This window comes from Nocardiopsis sp. NPDC055879 (assembly GCF_053615935.1).
The window spans coordinates 423064-438134 of record NZ_JBSHCT010000001.1; the positions used below are offsets into that span (position 1 = coordinate 423064).

Sequence of the window (15071 nt, forward strand, 5' to 3'; positions counted from 1 at the left end):
GGCACGGGACCGAACCCGTCCACGCCCGCCGTCCGGAAGGTCCGGTCGGATCGGTAGAGAACGCGCAAGGAGCCTCGAAGTGGCCAAGAGCGGCGGTCGACAGCGACCGACCCTGGAAATGGTGGCGCAGCGGGCCGGGGTCGGCCGGGGGACCGTATCCCGGGTGATCAACGGATCCTCACAGGTCAGCCCTCGTACCCGCGAGGCGGTCCACGACGCGATCTCGGAACTGGGCTACAGCCCCAACCATGCCGCGCGCACCCTGGTCACCCGACGCACCGACATGGTCGCGTTGGTCGTCTCGGAGTCCAGGGACCGACTGTTCGAAGACCCGTTCTTCGCCGACATCATCCGCGGCGTGAGTTCGGTGCTGCACGAACGCGACCTGCAGTTGATGCTCACCACCGCCCGGGGCGACGCCGAGCACAAGCGGGTGGGCGAGTACCTCAGCGGCTCGCACGTGGACGGCGCCATGCTCGTCTCCCTGCACCGGGACGACCCCCTCACCTCTCGGCTGGCCGACTCCGGAGTGCCGGTCGTGCACGGAGGCCGGCCCTACTCCGAGGCGGTGCCCGCGCGCTTCTTCGTGGACATCGACAACGTGGAGGGCGGGCGTATGGCCACGCGCCGGCTGCTGGAGACCGGACACGAACGCGTGGGGACCATCACCGGCCCCCAGGACATGAACGCCGGCATCAGCCGTCTGCGGGGCTTCCGGGAGGCCATGGCCGAGAGTGGCCGTGAGGTCGACCCGAACCTGGTGGCGCAGGGCGACTTCAGCGTCGACGGTGGGGCAGTGGCCATGGCGGAGATGCTCGACCAGGGCGGGAACCCGGACGCCCTGTTCGTGGCCTCGGACATGATGGCCATCGGCGCCATCCGTACCCTGCGCGAGCGCGGCCTGAGCGTGCCCGAGGACGTGGCCCTGGTCGGGTTCGACGACAGCATCATGGCCCAGCACAGCACCCCGGCGCTGACCACGGTCCACCAACCCACCGTCCAGATGGGTCAGGAGATGGCCCGACTCCTCGTGGACGTGGCCATCCCACGTGCCGCCGACTCCGAACGGGTCACGCTGGAGACCCACCTGGTGGTTCGCGAGTCGGCCTGAACCGGGGTCCGGATCGGTACGAGAACCCCGACAACGCCGCTGACCCGGACTTTCGTCCCTTTCGTCCCTCTGGACTCGCCGGTCCGGCCTGTGCGAGGCTGGTCCAGGTTTCGGGACGGTGGGAGCGCATGGATTCTACGGGGGAGCCCACCCACGCCCGATGCGCCATCGCCGAGTGCGGTTGGTGCGATCGGGACGGGCTGGAATGCCGGTACTGCCGTGGCACCGGATGGTGGCGGCCGGAACGGCCGTATCGGGAGCTCAGCGGTGTGATCGTCTGGTCGCGGATCGACGAGCCCTGTCGGGGCTGCGCCGGGACCGGCAAGGAACACGGCCCGGTGGTCGCCACCTGAGGGCGCGGTGGGACCATGGCCGCGTGGGATGGACGACCGCGGGGACCGACCTCGCGAGGAGCCTGACCAGCACGGGGGAGTGGGCGCATTGCGTTGGGTCACCTATCTGTCGCCGAGCGGCGGCGGTACCCGAGTGGGCGCGCTCGACGACGGCGACGTGATGGGCAGCCCCGACGAGGGCGCCCTGGACCGGCTGTTGGAAGGCGGTCCGGCGGTCCTGGAGGCCGCACACGAGCGCGCCGTGGAGCACGCCATCGAGATCATCGTGGAACCGGAGACGCGAATGTGCGCCCCGGTCGCGCCCACCTCCCTGGTCCCGGTCCGGATCGGCGACCGCGAGCTGGAGATCCACCCTGAGATGGTGCGCGGCGTCGACGACGCCGTGCTCTCCGAGGCCCGCACCGCCTGTGTCGGCGTGGCCGCGCTCACCGTGGGCCGGGGCGAGGCCTTGGCCTACACGCCCGCGTGCCTGTGGCTGGACGCCACCGGGGACGCGGTGCAACTGATGTTGGGCCCGGTCCTGACCACCGCCGACGAGATCGTCGGTGGCACGGTGGAGATCGCCACCTCGGTGGAGGACGAGGAGAACGGCCGCGGCCTGGTCGACCTGGAGGACGAGGGGCTCGCCCATGGTCCCGGTCGGGTGCGGGCGCTGCTCACCGTCGTCACACCGGCTCTGGAGGTCGACGACGAGCTGTTCGTCGACGTGGGCGAGCTCGGCACCTTCGAGGTCAGGGTCGGCTCCCAGGTCTGACCGAGGGGTCAGGGCGTGTACTCCCAATGCCAGGGCTCGAACCCACCGCGCGCCCAGTCGGGGTTGTCCCATCCGTGCTCGGGGGCGTGTTCGAGCATCCAGCGATGCTCGACGGTCTCGGGTTCGTTGACGCCCCCGCACAGGTCCACGGCCATGCCCATCCCGTGCGCGCTGGTCCCGGGGTGGGCCGCCATGCCGGGCAGCATCTCCTCGAAGAGTCGCACCTGCTCGTGGTAGGGCCGGTAGGAGTCGGTCACGCACATCGGGCGGCCGAACTCGGACCGGTAGGCGCCGTCCAGTTCGATGAAGGCCTCCGCTGCGTCGGAGCGCAGGCTCTCCCCGGTCTGGGGGAGCGGGCACAGCATCGTGTCCGGGACATGACCGTTCGCCGGCCCGGTGGTGTCGCCGGGATCGCAGGCGCCCTCGCGGGCCGGCGGGGTCCCGTCACGGCGCCCCTTCTCGCCCGAGCCCCGCCCGTCGTCGGACGCGGCCAGGGCCTCCTCCAGCTCCGTCTGCTGTTCGAGTAGATCCCGAGCGCGCTCCTCCTGCCTCTCGATCGCCTCCTCGGCCTCCTTGCGGGCCTCGTCGGCGGCGTCGGTCGCCTCGGCCTGTTCCTCCTCAGCGGTACCGGCGGCCTCGGCCAGAGTGGTGGCGGCGACCTTGGCGGCCTCCGACCGGCTCACGTCGGCGGAGCGGTGCTCGCCCAGGAGGGTGAGGTAGGCGCCGCGTTCCAGGAGCCCCACGGGACCTTCGGGGCCGGCCCAGGCGCGGGTGATGCTCAGGTCGGCCCCCTTGTAGGCGCCGGCGGCCTGGCGGGCGGCGCCCAGGCGTCGGTCGTCGTGGCGCTCCGCCGCGGTTCGCGAACGTCGGTCGGCGGCCCTTCGTGTTTCGGTGGCCTCCTCCAGCCGCCCGGCCTCCTCCCTGTAGAGGTCGATCTTCTCCGTGGCCTCGTCTCGGAGGGTGGCCACCTCCGATCGGGCGGTGGCGAGTTCGACGCGCAGCGTCCGGAGCTCGTCGGCGGGCTCGGCCACGGCGGGGGAGGCGAGGGAGAGCGCGCACAGCAGGGTGACGCTCAACGGGAGCAGGCCTATGACCGAAATATGTTCGAGTGTGCCGGCCCGATCCGATTCCATAGTAGAGCCCAGAGTGCCAGAAGCATCACTCTGAGTGTTCGCATTTGAGCGTCGTGTGGTGCGCATTCCCGAAAACTCCCCCGGACCTGCATATGTGTCCTGTCAGGATGTCACGAGTCGTCGCTCTTGGTAATGGAGTGGGGGTGTGTCCAAATAGTTACCTCAATGTCTGAGGTGGTTTCGGTCTCCCCGTCTGACCTGGGTGATTGGTCATAATGTGGACGTAGGGGGCATTATGTCCCTGGGTGAACGATGATGATCTTGCGGATCGGCACCAAACGACCGAAGCGAGTGCTTCGCGCCCATTGATACGCTATCCACCGCACGCGCACCTCGAAGTTTCTAGGTGCGCGGCTCCTCTCCTCCCAGGCGAGTCCGGCGGACAGTCTTCACATCTCCCCACACTCCCACCGTTTTCTCTATCTGGTGGACCACGTGGTCTCAACCGATTTTCCGGTCCGGAGCGGTCCAACCCCTGGGTTCAACAGCCGTTCGAGGCGGTGACACGAAAGGTTGCGAGGGTCCGTGTCGACACGAGCGACGAAAAACGGGGCCGGCGCGCAGAGCGAGGCCGCGCAGGCCGACAGCGCCGATGCCAAGCCCCGGCGCAGAGCCAATTGGTGGCGGCCACGTAACTGGCGGGTGCGCTCCCGACTGGTGGCCCTCATCGTCATTCCCACCGCCGTGGCGCTCGCGCTCGGTGGTCTGAGGGTTTACGAGGCCTCGGTCTCGACCGTCACCCACGCGCACATCGAGGACAGAGCCGAGGTCGGCGTCCTCATCGTGGAGTTGGCCAACCAACTGGGCCGTGAGCGCACGGCCAGCGCGGTCTACATCTCCGACAGTGCGGACCCGAGCAATCGTTCGGACTCCCTCCGTCAGGAACTGGACGAAGAGCGGGACTCCTCCCGCGACCTCCAGAGCACACTGACCGCTCGCCTGGACGACATGGGCGAGATGGACGGGGACCTGGCCCAAGGCCGGCTCTCCACGATGCGCAGTCAGCTCGCCACTCTCGAAGCCCTGCGCACCGAGGTGGACGAGACCCGCATCACGGTCCTTCCGGTGGTCACCAAGTACCGCACCATCGTCCGGTCCCTCGCGGACTTCAACCAGACGATCGCGGACGAGACCAACGACACCGACCTGCGAGAGAGCGTCCGCGCCCTCACCGCGCTGTCGAACGCGCGAGACCAGCTCTCCTACGAGACGGCGCTCATGGGTCACTCCCTGGCGCGGAACTCGATGACCGGCGGTATCTCCGAGGCCATCGACTCCAGCCGGGCCCGCTACGAGAACGAGATCTCCAACTTCGTTCAGGCGGCCAACCCGAACCAGCGCGCGATCTTCGACGAGAACTTCACCGGTCTGGAGGTCAGCCAGGTCTCCACCATGCGCATGCGCGTCATGTACCGCGCCGAGCGCGGGGACGACCTCACCGGTGTGACCGCCAACGACGGTCCCGAGGACTACAAGGCCATCGCCGACGTCGCCCTGGAACGTCTCCAGCTGGTCGAGACCGGCCTTGCCGAGGGCATCGCCGAGGACGCCAACGACCTGCGCGGCACAGCCCTGCTGCGTACGATCATGGACCTCGTCATCGTCGCCGGCGTGCTCCTGGCCGTCTTCATCCTGACCTCGCTGGTGGTCCGCTCCCTGGTGCGCCCACTGCGCATCCTGGAGGACGGCGCCCGTCGAGTCGCCGAACGCGACCTGCCGGACGCGATCAACCGGATGCAGGAGGCCGGAGCGGTCCCCGACACCGTCAAGGTGACGCCCATCGAGGTCGACACCCACGACGAGATCGGCGAGGTGGCCCGTGCCTTCGACGACGTTCACCGCGTCGCCCTGACACTGGCCTCCGACGAGGCCGCGCTGCGCAGCAACGTCAACGCGATGTTCGTCAACCTCTCGCGTCGAAGCCAGACCCTGGTGGAACGGCAGCTGCGTCTGATCGACGGTCTGGAGCAGTCCGAACAGGACTCCGACCGCCTGTCCGACCTCTTCCAGCTGGACCACCTCGCGACGCGTATGCGTCGTAACAACGAGAACCTCCTGGTTCTGTCCGGCCAGGACAACACCCGTAAGTGGGCTCAGCCCGTCCCGCTGGTCGACGTCCTCCGTGGCGCCGTCTCCGAGGTCGAGCAGTACGAGCGCGTCAACGTGCGCGCCCCTTCCCACATCTCGGTCCTGGGCCGTCCGGTCAACGACGTCATCCACCTCGTCGCCGAGCTGGTGGAGAACGCCACCGCGTTCTCCCCGCACGACACCGAGGTGCTCGTCAGCGCCAAGAACCTGGACAGCGGAGCCGTCCAGGTCGACGTCACCGACAGCGGCATCGGCATGGCGCCCGAGGACCTGGCGGGGGTCAACGCCCGACTGGCGGCCCCGCCGGTCATCGACGTCGCGGTCTCGCGCCGCATGGGTCTGTTCGTGGTCTCGCGCCTGGCGCACCGCCACGGCATCAAGATGAGCCTGAAGGAGGCGCACGGCGGCGGCACCACCGCGGTCGTGACCTTCCCGCCGGACCTCCTCATCACCCCGGTCGACGGTCAGCACGCCCTGGGCGGCCCCGACGCCCGTCCCGAGCTCTCCGCGGGAACGCCCGACACCTTCGCCGACGCCCAGGCGGCCTTCGCGGCCACCCCGGCGGCGCAGGAGCCCGGCGACCCCTGGGAGAACCAGGACGGCGCGGGTCTCTCCCCGGGCGAGCTGGGCGGCCTGCCCAAGCGCACGCCCGGCGCGGGTACCCGCGACGAGGAGCACCCGCCGAGCGGACAGGACCTGTGGAACACCGACAAGAGCGGTGACACCGGTTCGGTCTGGGAAGCACCCAAGCGGGCCGAGGGGATCTCCCCCACCAACGGCGCCTTCGGCGACAACGTCGGCTCCGTGGTGGACCCCTACGACACGCCGGAAGAGGACGAGCCGAAGCCGGAACAGACCGGTCGCAGCCTCTTCGACCCGGCGCCGCGCAACACCGACACCGGATCGTTCTCCGCACCGGACACCGGTGCCTTCCGTCGACCGAGTGCCGACACCGGCGCCTTCCGTCGGCCCACCGAGGCCGAGCGGCGGGAGACCGACTCCTACGACGCGTTCGGTGGCCGTACCGAGGCCGCTCCCACGGACACCGGGACCCACCGCACGAGTGCGTTCGACACCGGCTCCGGCCGGGGCGCGGGTCGGTACGACGAGGCCAGCACCGAGTCGTTCCCCGCGGTCTCCGCCTGGGATCCCGCGCCGGCCGGTCCGGAGCAGTCGCAGCAGCCGGCCCAGGCCGACCCCAACGAGACCGGTGGTCGCCGCAGCGGTATCGGTGACAGCCGTGAGGGTTACGGCTCCACCGCCTACCTCTCGCGCCGCTATGGTGGGGCTCAGGGACCGAACAACACCGTTGTTCCCCCCACGCCCGCCGGTGAAGGCTCCGACTCGCTGCCGATCTTCGACGCGATCGAGTCCAACTGGTTCAAGCGTCGCAGTGGTGGACCCACCGTGGACGCCACCGAGACCGGTCCGATCCCGCAGGTCCCGCCTGCGGAGGGCCGTCCCACGGCCGGCGAGGTCGCTCCGCGCGCCGAACAGGCCCCGCGGGCCGAACCGGCCCAGGGTCCCGACCAGGACTGGAACTCCGCCGCGGACCGTGGTTGGAAGGCCGCGCGTACCGCCGCCGAGCCGCTCGCGGGTGGTCTGACCACCTCGGGCTTGCCAAAACGAGTTCCCAAGGCAAACCTTGTCCCAGGGACTGCACCCAAGCCGGAGAACTTCAAGCAGATGCCCACACGAAGCGCGGACCGAGTCCGCAACCGCTTCACGGGCCTGCAGAAGGGCGTCCGGGACGGGCGTACCCGACTTGGCGACAATCCGGCGGAGGAGTGACTCACGTGGCCAGTGGTGGGACGGGGTCCCTCTTATTCCGGGAAGCAGGATGCAATAGCATCTATCGAGCTTCTCGGACGCACCACACCCGTCACTTGACGAGAACACAACACCAGACTCCCGGCTTCCCCCACGGGAGGGGCCGGGCAGTTCGCAGAGGCAGTGCTGTCACATGCCGTGCCGGCGGTAGCAGTGCCAAAAGACCAGCCGGCGAACTTGGACAGGAGATCAGATGAGTCGACAGGTCAATGAACTCAACTGGTTGATCACTGACTTTGCCGACCGGGTACCCGATGTCGCCCACGCGATCGTCGTCTCCTCGGACGGCCTTCCGTTGGCGTCATCCTCGGGCTTCCCCACCGACAGGGCGGACCAGCTGGCGGCCATCGCCTCCGGCCTGTCCAGCCTGACGCAGGGAGCGTCCCGGGTGTTCGAGGGTGGAGCGGTCGCCCAGACCGTCGTGGAGATGGAGCGGGGGCTGATGCTCATCATGGCCATCAGCGACGGCTCCTGCCTCGCGGTCCTCGCGGCGGCCGAGAGCGACCTCGGTCTGGTCGCGTACGAGATGACCCTGCTCGTAGAGCGGGCCGGGAGGGCGCTGACACCAACGGCGCGTACCTCGGGAATCCACTGATCCACCACCGACAGGAGGAAGTGGTGGCACCTCACAGTAGAGATGCCGGGAGCGCCTCGTGGTTCGGTCAACAGCCGGGCCATCCCCCCACGGGAGGGATGCCGGCCGTGCCGGGCGGCGGAGATGTTCCTCGACCAATCCAACAACCGTATGACCAACGACCCGCGTCGAGCAGCGCGCCCAGTTCGCTGGTGCGTCCGTACGCGGTCACCAAGGGCCGTACCAAGCCGAAGTCTCAGCTTCCACTGGAAGCGCTGATCTCGGCCACGGAGGCGGCCCGGAACGAGTCGGGCATGCTGACGCCTGAATGGCAGGCGATCAGTGACCTGTGCCGGGAATGGCGTTCCGTCGCGGAGATCTCCGCGTTGTTGCGGATGCCTCTCGGCGTGGCGCGGGTGCTTGTGGCGGACATGTCCGAGCAGGGACTGGTCCAGATCAGGTCTTCGCTCAACAACGAAGCTCGCCCCAACACCAACCTGCTTGAAAGGGTGCTCAGTGGACTTCGCAAGCTCTAGCCCAGCCGAGGAAGGCGGTGCTGGGGGGAACGCGATGACGTCGGTCAAGATCGTCGTCGCCGGGGGCTTCGGTGTCGGGAAGACGACATTCGTCGGCTCTGTCTCCGAGATCGTGCCGCTGACGACCGAGGCGGTCATGACCAGCGCCAGCGTCGGTGTGGACGACCTCGCCAAGACGCCGGACAAGCAGACCACCACCGTCGCCATGGACTTCGGTCGTGTATCCCTCGACTCGGACCTGATCCTGTACCTGTTCGGCACCCCCGGACAGCACCGGTTCTGGTTCATGTGGGACGACCTGGTCAAGGGCGCCATCGGTGCCGTCGTGCTGGTGGACACCCGCCGGCTGGCGGACTGCTTCCCCGCGATCGACTACTTCGAGGAGGCGCGTTTGCCCTTCATCGTCGCGATCAACGGGTTCGACGGCTACTACCCCCCACGCCGCGGACGAGGTCCGGGACGCGCTCACGCTCAGCCCGGAGATCCCCATCGTCCAGGTGGACGCCCGTGACAAGGGCTCCACGAAGTCGACGCTCATCACCCTCGTCGAGCACGCCATCACGGTGGGGGACCCCGAGGGCGCCGCAGGGCAACAGCCCACCTCCACCGGGGGTCAGAACTCCTGGCGGTGACCGGAACCTCCCGGGCCGGGGTCCCGCACAAGCACGGCCCGGTTCCCGTCTGACGGGAACCGGGCGTCCGTGCCGGCATCATGGCCGGATGAGCTCTTCCTCCGACGCCGCCGCGATGACCCGACGGTTCCGTGAGGTCGCCGAGCGGGTGCTCGACGCGTTGCTGGAGGACGCGCCCGAATGGGCGTTGGACCTCGGCGACGTCCGTGGCGCCCACCGGTTGACCGATCACACGGTCGAGGCCGACACGCGCCGTGTGGCGACCCTCACCGACGCACTCGGTTCCCTCGACGAGATCGACCAGGACCTGTTGCCGACCGAGGACTCGGTCGACCTGGAGGTCCTGCGTTCACGCGTGTCGGCCGATCTCTGGCACACCACCGAACTGCGGCCGCACACCTGGGATCCCCTGACCTACGCGCCGGGCGAGGCCCTGCACGTCCTCCTCGAACGCGACTCCCTGCCGTTGCCGGAGCGCCTGGAGGCCTTGGCCGCCCGCTGCGCGGCCCTTCCCGACCACCTGGCCACCGCCCGTGAGCGACTCTCGGAGGGGCCGGGTATCCCGCGTGCGCACGCGGAGACCGCGTTGGCCCAATTGGCCGGCGCCCGCACGCTGCTCACCGACACACTTCCGGTACTCGCCGCGACCGCGTCCGCCCCGCCCTCCCGGTTGGAGGGATCCCGTGAGGCGGCTCTGGCGGCCGTGGACGAGTACACCTCGTGGCTGCGGGCGGAGAACGAGTTCGCCACCGCCGATCCCCGTCTGGGGGAGCGGGTCTTCGCCGCTCGGCTCTGGTACACCCTGGACTCCGAACTCTCACCCGAGGCCCTGCGCGTGCGCGCCGAGAGCGACCTCATCGCCACGGAGGAGGAATTGGCGGAGGTCGCCGCCGAGTACGAGGGCCGCCCCCGACATCGGGGGCAGGCGACCGAGGTCCTGGCCGCCCTGGCCCGGGAGAACGCCACCGACGCGGACACGGTCCGACCCATCGCCGAACGGGCCCTGGCGCACCTGAACGAGCGGGTGCGCGAACTCGACCTGGTCACCGTGCACGACGACCCGGTGCGGGTGGTGCCGATGCCCGAGTCACGCCGTGGGGTGGCCGTGGCCTACTGCGAGCCGCCCGGCCCGTTGGACCCCCGCATGGCCGAACTGCCCACCCTGGTCGCGGTCGCCCCGCCGCCCGCGGACTGGCCCCGCGAACAGCGGGAGTCGTTCTTCCGCGAGTACAACGGGATGCTGCTGCGCAACCTGATGGCCCATGAGGCGCTGCCGGGGCACGCCCTCCAGCTGGCCCACGCCGCCCGCCACGATGGTTCCACCCGGGTGGGACGGGTCCTGTGGAGCGGCACCTTCGTCGAGGGGTGGGCGGTGCACGCCGAGTCGGTCCTGGCCGGGCACGGTTGGACCGATGGAACCGACGAGGCCTCCCGCAGGGAGAACCTGGCGCTGCGCCTGGTCCAGCTCAAGATGCGACTGCGCATGATCCTCAACGCCATCCTGGACGTTCGAGTGCACACCAAGGACATCACCGAGGCCGAGGCGATCGCCCTGATGGTCGAGCGCGGCCACCAGGAGGAGGGTGAGGCCCGCGGCAAGTGGCGCCGGGCCGAACTCACCAGCGCGCAGCTGTCCACCTACTACGTCGGTCAGGCGGAGGTCGCCGACATCGCCCACGACCTGAAGATCGCCCGGCCCGGGGCGTCGGAGCGAGAACGCCACGACGCGATGCTCTCCCACGGGGCCCCGCCCCCGCGTCACCTGCGAGCCCTACTGGGGCTCTGAGCGGCGGGTTCGTTCACCGCGCGGTCATCGGAGCGCCCGTGGCCCACGACACGGGCGCTCCACCACGCTTCTATGCTGGGACGAGACGCAAGAAAACGGTCATCGAGGGGACGGACGAGTCATGCGCGGCGCCGACGACGAGCCCGACAACGCGACCCCGACCGGGGTGGGGACCGGCGTCCCCGACGGTCGGGAACGGCTCTGGACCCCGCACCGCATGGCCTACATCAAGGGCGAGGGCAAGCCCACCGGCCCGCGGGCCGAGGACGGTTGCCCGTTCTGTCGGGCCCCCGAGGTGACCGACGTCGAGGGCCTGGTCGTGGCGCGCGGCGAGACCGCCTACGTGGTCCTCAACATCTACCCCTACACCAGCGGCCACCTGCTGGTCTGCCCCTACCGTCACGTCTCCGACTACACCGCGTTGGATGAGACCGAGACGGCCGAGATCGCCTCCCTCACGCAGGCGGGCATCCGAGCGCTCACCGACTCCCACCGACCGCAGGGCTTCAACGTCGGCCTGAACCTCGGTACGGTGGCCGGAGCCGGGATCGCCGCCCATCTCCACCAGCACGTCGTGCCCCGATGGGGTGGCGACACCAACTTCATGCAGGTGATCGGCGACACCGGGATCCTGCCCGAGATGTTGGAGCAGACCCGGACCCGCCTGACCGAGCACTGGCCGCGAGGGTGAGCCCGATCGGTCCCGGGCCCGAGCCGTGAGACCGCCGTCCCGGTGACGCGCCACCCCCAGCGGACAGCGGCTCCCACCCCCATGACCGTTCCCGTCCTACGATCACAAGAAGACATGCTGAGAATCCTTCGCCCCATGATCTCCCGGGTCACCGCTCCGCTCGGCCGGAGCCTGGCCCGGATCGGCCTGACCCCCAACATCGTCACGATCGTCGGCGCCGCGGGTGTCGTCATCAGCGCCCTCTACTTCTATCCCCGCGGCCAGCTCTACGCGGGGTCGGTGGTCATCACCGTCTTCGCGCTCTTTGACATGCTCGACGGGGCGGTGGCCCGGGCCAGGGACAGTGCCAGCGCCTTCGGGGCCTTCCTGGACTCCAGCCTCGACCGGATCGCCGACGCCGCCATCCTGGCCGGACTCATGTGGTGGTTCGTCGGTGAGGGCGACGACCCGCTGCTCGCGGGACTCACGCTGTTCTGCCTGATCAGCGGGTTCATGGTGTCCTACATCAAGGCGCGCGCGGAGGGTCTGGGCGTCAACTGCGACGTCGGTGTCGCCGAACGCACCGAACGGCTGGTCATCATCCTGATCGCGGTCGGCGTGAGCGCGCTCGGGGTGCCCTACATCCTCGCCGGCGGCCTGTGGCTCCTGGCCGGGATGAGCCTCATCACCATCCTCCAACGGCTCATCGAGACGCGCGCCCGTCTCAACGACCCCGACTTCGCCCAAGAGCAGGGTGAGGACGCCGACCACAAGACCGACAACGACGTCTGAGCCACACGGCCGGGCACCGTAACGACGAAGAAGCAGCGGGACGAGGAAGCGCGACGTGGACGAACGCATGGCCGACCTGGCCTACGCGGCCGGGTGGTCACTGGTCCGCCGCTCACCGGAGAGCGTGGGGCGGGCGGTGTTCCGCCGGATCGCCGACCGCTCCTGGCGCACCCACGACGGCGGCACCAGGGGACTGGAACGCAACCTGCGCCGGCTGATGGGCCCCGATGCCCCCACCGTCCGGCTCAGGGCCCTGTCCAAGGCCGGTATGCGCTCCTACATGCGCTACTACTACGAGCTCTTCCGCCTGCCCGCCATGGGGCGCGACCACATCCTCTCCCACACCCGACAGAGCGGTGTGGAGGTTCTGGAGGAGCACATCCGCTCCGGCAGGGGAGTGGTCGCCGCCCTACCGCACATGGGCAACTGGGACCACGCCGGCGCCTGGATCGCGGCCCGCGGCACCCCGCTGACCACCGTCGCCCAGCGGCTGAGTCCGGAGAGCCTCTACCGGCGCTTCACCTCCTACCGCGAGTCCCTGGGCATGGAGGTGCTGCCGCTCACCGGAGGTGGCGCCAACACCGTGGGCGTGCTCGCCCGGCGCCTGCGCGAGGGCGGCCTGGTGTGCCTGCTCGCCGACCGCGACATCCACGGAAACGGCCCGGAGGTGGACTTCTTCGGGGAGAAGGCGCGCATGCCCTCCGGTCCGGCGGCCCTGGCCCTGAACACCGGCGCCGCCCTGATGCCGGTCTCCCTCTGGTACGACGGCCCGTACTGGAACATCCGTGTACACGAGGAGATCCCCGTCGTCGAGGCGCCCACCCGAGCCCAACGGGTACAGGAGACCACCCAGGCACTGGCCCGGGTGTTCGAGGGCGCCATCGCCGAACACCCCGAGGACTGGCACATGCTGCAGCCGGTCTTCAGCTCCGACCACGAGGCGGACCATGGGTAGGGCCACGACCGCGCCGGAGGAGTCCGTTGAGGGTGGTGGTGGGCGACGGGTGGGCATCGTCTGTCCCTACTCCTGGGACGTTCCCGGCGGGGTCCAACAGCACGTGGGCGACCTCGCCGAGGCGCTCATCGGGATGGGCCACCACGTGTCCGTCCTGGCCCCCGTGGGCGACCCCGAACACCCGACCCCGGCCCACCTCGTCTCGGCGGGGCGTCCCGTGCCCGTTCGCTACAACGGCTCGGTGGCCCGCGTCCGCTTCGGCCCCCGGGCCTCCACGCTTGTGCGCCGTTGGATCGCCGAGGGGGACTTCGACCTCGTGCACGTCCACGAACCGGCCGCGCCCAGCCTCTCCCTGCTGGCCTGTTGGTCGACGGACGGTCCCATCGTCGCCACCTTCCACACCTCCAACCCGCGCTCCCGGGCGATGTCGGCCACCTCCACCGCCCTGCGTTCGGCCATGGAGAAGGTCAACGCGCGCATCGCCGTGTCCGAGGCCGCGCGACGCACCCTCGTCGAACACGTGGGCGGTGACGCCGTACTGATCCCCAACGGGGTGTCGGTGCGTCGTTTCGCGCACGCCGACCCGCTCCCCGGATGGCCCGGCGAGGGCGGCTCCATCGGTTTCCTCGGCCGCCTGGACGAACCCCGCAAGGGCTTGGGCGTGCTGCTGGAGGCCTTCACCCGCCTGGCCCCGCACCGGCCGGGTCTTCGGCTGCTCGTCGCAGGACCGGGTCACCCCGACCTGTCCGGTGTCCCCGACGATCTGCGCGAACGTGTGGTCCTGCTCGGTCGACTCGACGACGCCGACAAGGTCCGCGCCTACCATTGCGCCGACGTCTTCTGCGCGCCCAACCTGGGCGGGGAGAGCTTCGGCATCGTCCTCACCGAGGCGATGGCAGCGGGCGCCGCCATCGTCGCCAGCGACATCCCGGCCTTCGACGCGGTCCTGAACGGAGGCGAGGCCGGGGAGCTCTTCCGGGCCGGCGACGCCGAACACCTGGCCGAACGTGCCGCCGCCCTGCTCGACGCCCCCGACCGGCGCGCGGAACTCTCCCGGGCGGCCCGCGCCGCCGTGCGCGCCTATGACTGGGACGCCGTCGCCGCCGACATCGCCCACGTGTACGAGACGGTCCTGGCCGGAAACAGGCCCCTGACCGCCGTCTCGTACCGCCGGGGTGAGCGGCCCTGATCGGTGACGCCTCCTTCGTGGGCACGGTGGCCGCCGTCCTGCTGGTCCTGGTACTGGCCGGCTTCTACCTGTCCTGGCGGGCCACCCGGTTGGACCGGCTCCACCATCGCGTGGAGACCGCGCGAGCGGCGCTGGACGCCGCCCTGCTGCGCCGGGCCGCGGCCGTCCTCGACCTCGCCGCCTCCGGTCACCTGACCTCCGAGGCGTCGATCGGGCTCGCCGAGGCCGCCAACCGGGCACGCCGCGCCGACGACCACCGTGAGCTGGCCGAGAGCGCGCTGTCGGCGACCCTGCGCGAAACCCTGGACACACGCACCGACATCACCACCGCCCCGGAGCTCCAGGAGGTGCGGGTCGCCGCGCGCGGGGTCCACCTCGCCCGCGTCTTCCACAACGACGCGGTCGGCGACACCCGTCGCGCACGACGTTCCCGCCTGGTCCGGCTCCTGCGTCTGGCCGGCACCGCCGCCCTGCCCGAGTTCTTCGAGATGGACGACCAGACGCCCGGAGCCGCCGCCCCGGGGCCCCGCTGAACCCGTCGTGTTCCACCGTGGAGTGCACGATTCGCGACAATCGACCATCTGGCCAAAAGTCCCGAAAGGGGCCTGACTAGGATGGTGGCCTGGTCGACCCAGGGTGCGCGGCGCCGACGGTGTCCGCGTGACCTT

At 70.0% G+C, this 15071-nt stretch carries 13 protein-coding genes and 1 pseudogene; 13 read left to right on the forward strand and 1 reads right to left on the reverse strand.

What is annotated here, in order from left to right:
* The first annotated feature begins 79 nt into the window (after window positions 1-79).
* The 3 genes from ACWGKS_RS01750 to ACWGKS_RS01760 all read left to right on the forward strand — a co-directional run bounded on the left by ACWGKS_RS01750 (window position 80) and on the right by ACWGKS_RS01760 (window position 2218).
* Window positions 80-1111 (forward strand): LacI family DNA-binding transcriptional regulator, encoded by a 1032-nt coding sequence (locus ACWGKS_RS01750; RefSeq protein WP_452521480.1) that lies wholly within the window; start codon window positions 80-82, stop codon window positions 1109-1111.
* A 128-nt stretch (window positions 1112-1239) separates the two neighbouring features.
* Window positions 1240-1464 (forward strand): hypothetical protein, encoded by a 225-nt coding sequence (locus ACWGKS_RS01755; RefSeq protein WP_452521482.1) that lies wholly within the window; start codon window positions 1240-1242, stop codon window positions 1462-1464.
* Between the two features lie 88 nt (window positions 1465-1552).
* Complete coding sequence (locus ACWGKS_RS01760; protein ID WP_452521484.1) at window positions 1553-2218, forward strand: hypothetical protein; 666 nt, start codon at window positions 1553-1555, stop codon at window positions 2216-2218.
* Window positions 2219-2226: 8 nt separating this feature from the next.
* Here ACWGKS_RS01760 and ACWGKS_RS01765 read toward each other — a convergent pair whose 3' ends face one another.
* Window positions 2227-3351 (reverse strand): D-alanyl-D-alanine carboxypeptidase family protein, encoded by a 1125-nt coding sequence (locus ACWGKS_RS01765; RefSeq protein WP_452521486.1) that lies wholly within the window; start codon window positions 3349-3351, stop codon window positions 2227-2229.
* 642 nt (window positions 3352-3993) lie between these two features.
* Between ACWGKS_RS01765 and ACWGKS_RS01770 the strand changes: the two genes are divergently transcribed.
* The 10 genes and pseudogenes from ACWGKS_RS01770 (at window position 3994) to ACWGKS_RS01815 (ending at window position 14936) form a co-directional block, all read left to right on the forward strand.
* Entirely contained in the window at window positions 3994-7230 is a 3237-nt protein-coding gene (locus tag ACWGKS_RS01770) for a sensor histidine kinase (RefSeq protein ID WP_358507625.1), read from the forward strand.
* Between the two features lie 232 nt (window positions 7231-7462).
* The gene (locus ACWGKS_RS01775; RefSeq protein ID WP_067600806.1) at window positions 7463-7864 is read left to right on the forward strand and encodes a roadblock/LC7 domain-containing protein; all 402 of its coding nucleotides are present in this window, start codon (window positions 7463-7465) and stop codon (window positions 7862-7864) included.
* A gap of 98 nt (window positions 7865-7962) precedes the next feature.
* Window positions 7963-8379, forward strand: a complete 417-nt coding sequence (locus ACWGKS_RS01780) for a DUF742 domain-containing protein (protein WP_223809137.1) — start codon at window positions 7963-7965, stop codon at window positions 8377-8379.
* 34 nt (window positions 8380-8413) lie between these two features.
* Window positions 8414-9011: pseudogene (locus ACWGKS_RS01785) on the forward strand (GTP-binding protein).
* Between the two features lie 88 nt (window positions 9012-9099).
* Window positions 9100-10797 (forward strand): DUF885 domain-containing protein, encoded by a 1698-nt coding sequence (locus ACWGKS_RS01790; RefSeq protein ID WP_358507468.1) that lies wholly within the window; start codon window positions 9100-9102, stop codon window positions 10795-10797.
* 121 nt (window positions 10798-10918) lie between these two features.
* Window positions 10919-11488: an HIT family protein gene (locus tag ACWGKS_RS01795; protein ID WP_358507470.1), complete on the forward strand. Its 570-nt coding sequence runs from the start codon at window positions 10919-10921 to the stop codon at window positions 11486-11488.
* A gap of 135 nt (window positions 11489-11623) precedes the next feature.
* Window positions 11624-12259, forward strand: a complete 636-nt coding sequence (pgsA, locus tag ACWGKS_RS01800) for a phosphatidylinositol phosphate synthase (RefSeq protein ID WP_358507627.1) — start codon at window positions 11624-11626, stop codon at window positions 12257-12259.
* A gap of 55 nt (window positions 12260-12314) precedes the next feature.
* Window positions 12315-13214: a phosphatidylinositol mannoside acyltransferase gene (locus ACWGKS_RS01805; RefSeq protein ID WP_358507472.1), complete on the forward strand. Its 900-nt coding sequence runs from the start codon at window positions 12315-12317 to the stop codon at window positions 13212-13214.
* Window positions 13207-14403: a glycosyltransferase family 4 protein gene (locus ACWGKS_RS01810; protein ID WP_358507474.1), complete on the forward strand. Its 1197-nt coding sequence runs from the start codon at window positions 13207-13209 to the stop codon at window positions 14401-14403. The genes ACWGKS_RS01805 and ACWGKS_RS01810 overlap by 8 nt, the downstream gene beginning before the upstream one ends.
* Before the next feature lie 17 nt (window positions 14404-14420).
* Window positions 14421-14936: a hypothetical protein gene (locus ACWGKS_RS01815; RefSeq protein WP_358507476.1), complete on the forward strand. Its 516-nt coding sequence runs from the start codon at window positions 14421-14423 to the stop codon at window positions 14934-14936.
* Window positions 14937-15071: the final 135 nt, after the last annotated feature.

Excerpts from the sequence above, each read along its gene's own strand:
- ACWGKS_RS01755 (WP_452521482.1), top strand. The coding sequence starts at position 1,240 with ATGGATTCTACGGGGGAGCCCACCCACGCCCGATGCGCCATCGCCGAG.
- ACWGKS_RS01765 (WP_452521486.1), bottom strand. The coding sequence starts at position 3,351 with ATGGAATCGGATCGGGCCGGCACACTCGAACATATTTCGGTCATAGGC.
- ACWGKS_RS01775 (WP_067600806.1), top strand. The coding sequence starts at position 7,463 with ATGAGTCGACAGGTCAATGAACTCAACTGGTTGATCACTGACTTTGCC.
- ACWGKS_RS01780 (WP_223809137.1), top strand. The coding sequence starts at position 7,963 with ATGCCGGCCGTGCCGGGCGGCGGAGATGTTCCTCGACCAATCCAACAA.
- ACWGKS_RS01790 (WP_358507468.1), top strand. The coding sequence starts at position 9,100 with ATGAGCTCTTCCTCCGACGCCGCCGCGATGACCCGACGGTTCCGTGAG.
- ACWGKS_RS01795 (WP_358507470.1), top strand. The coding sequence starts at position 10,919 with ATGCGCGGCGCCGACGACGAGCCCGACAACGCGACCCCGACCGGGGTG.
- pgsA (WP_358507627.1), top strand. The coding sequence starts at position 11,624 with ATGATCTCCCGGGTCACCGCTCCGCTCGGCCGGAGCCTGGCCCGGATC.
- ACWGKS_RS01810 (WP_358507474.1), top strand. The coding sequence starts at position 13,207 with ATGGGTAGGGCCACGACCGCGCCGGAGGAGTCCGTTGAGGGTGGTGGT.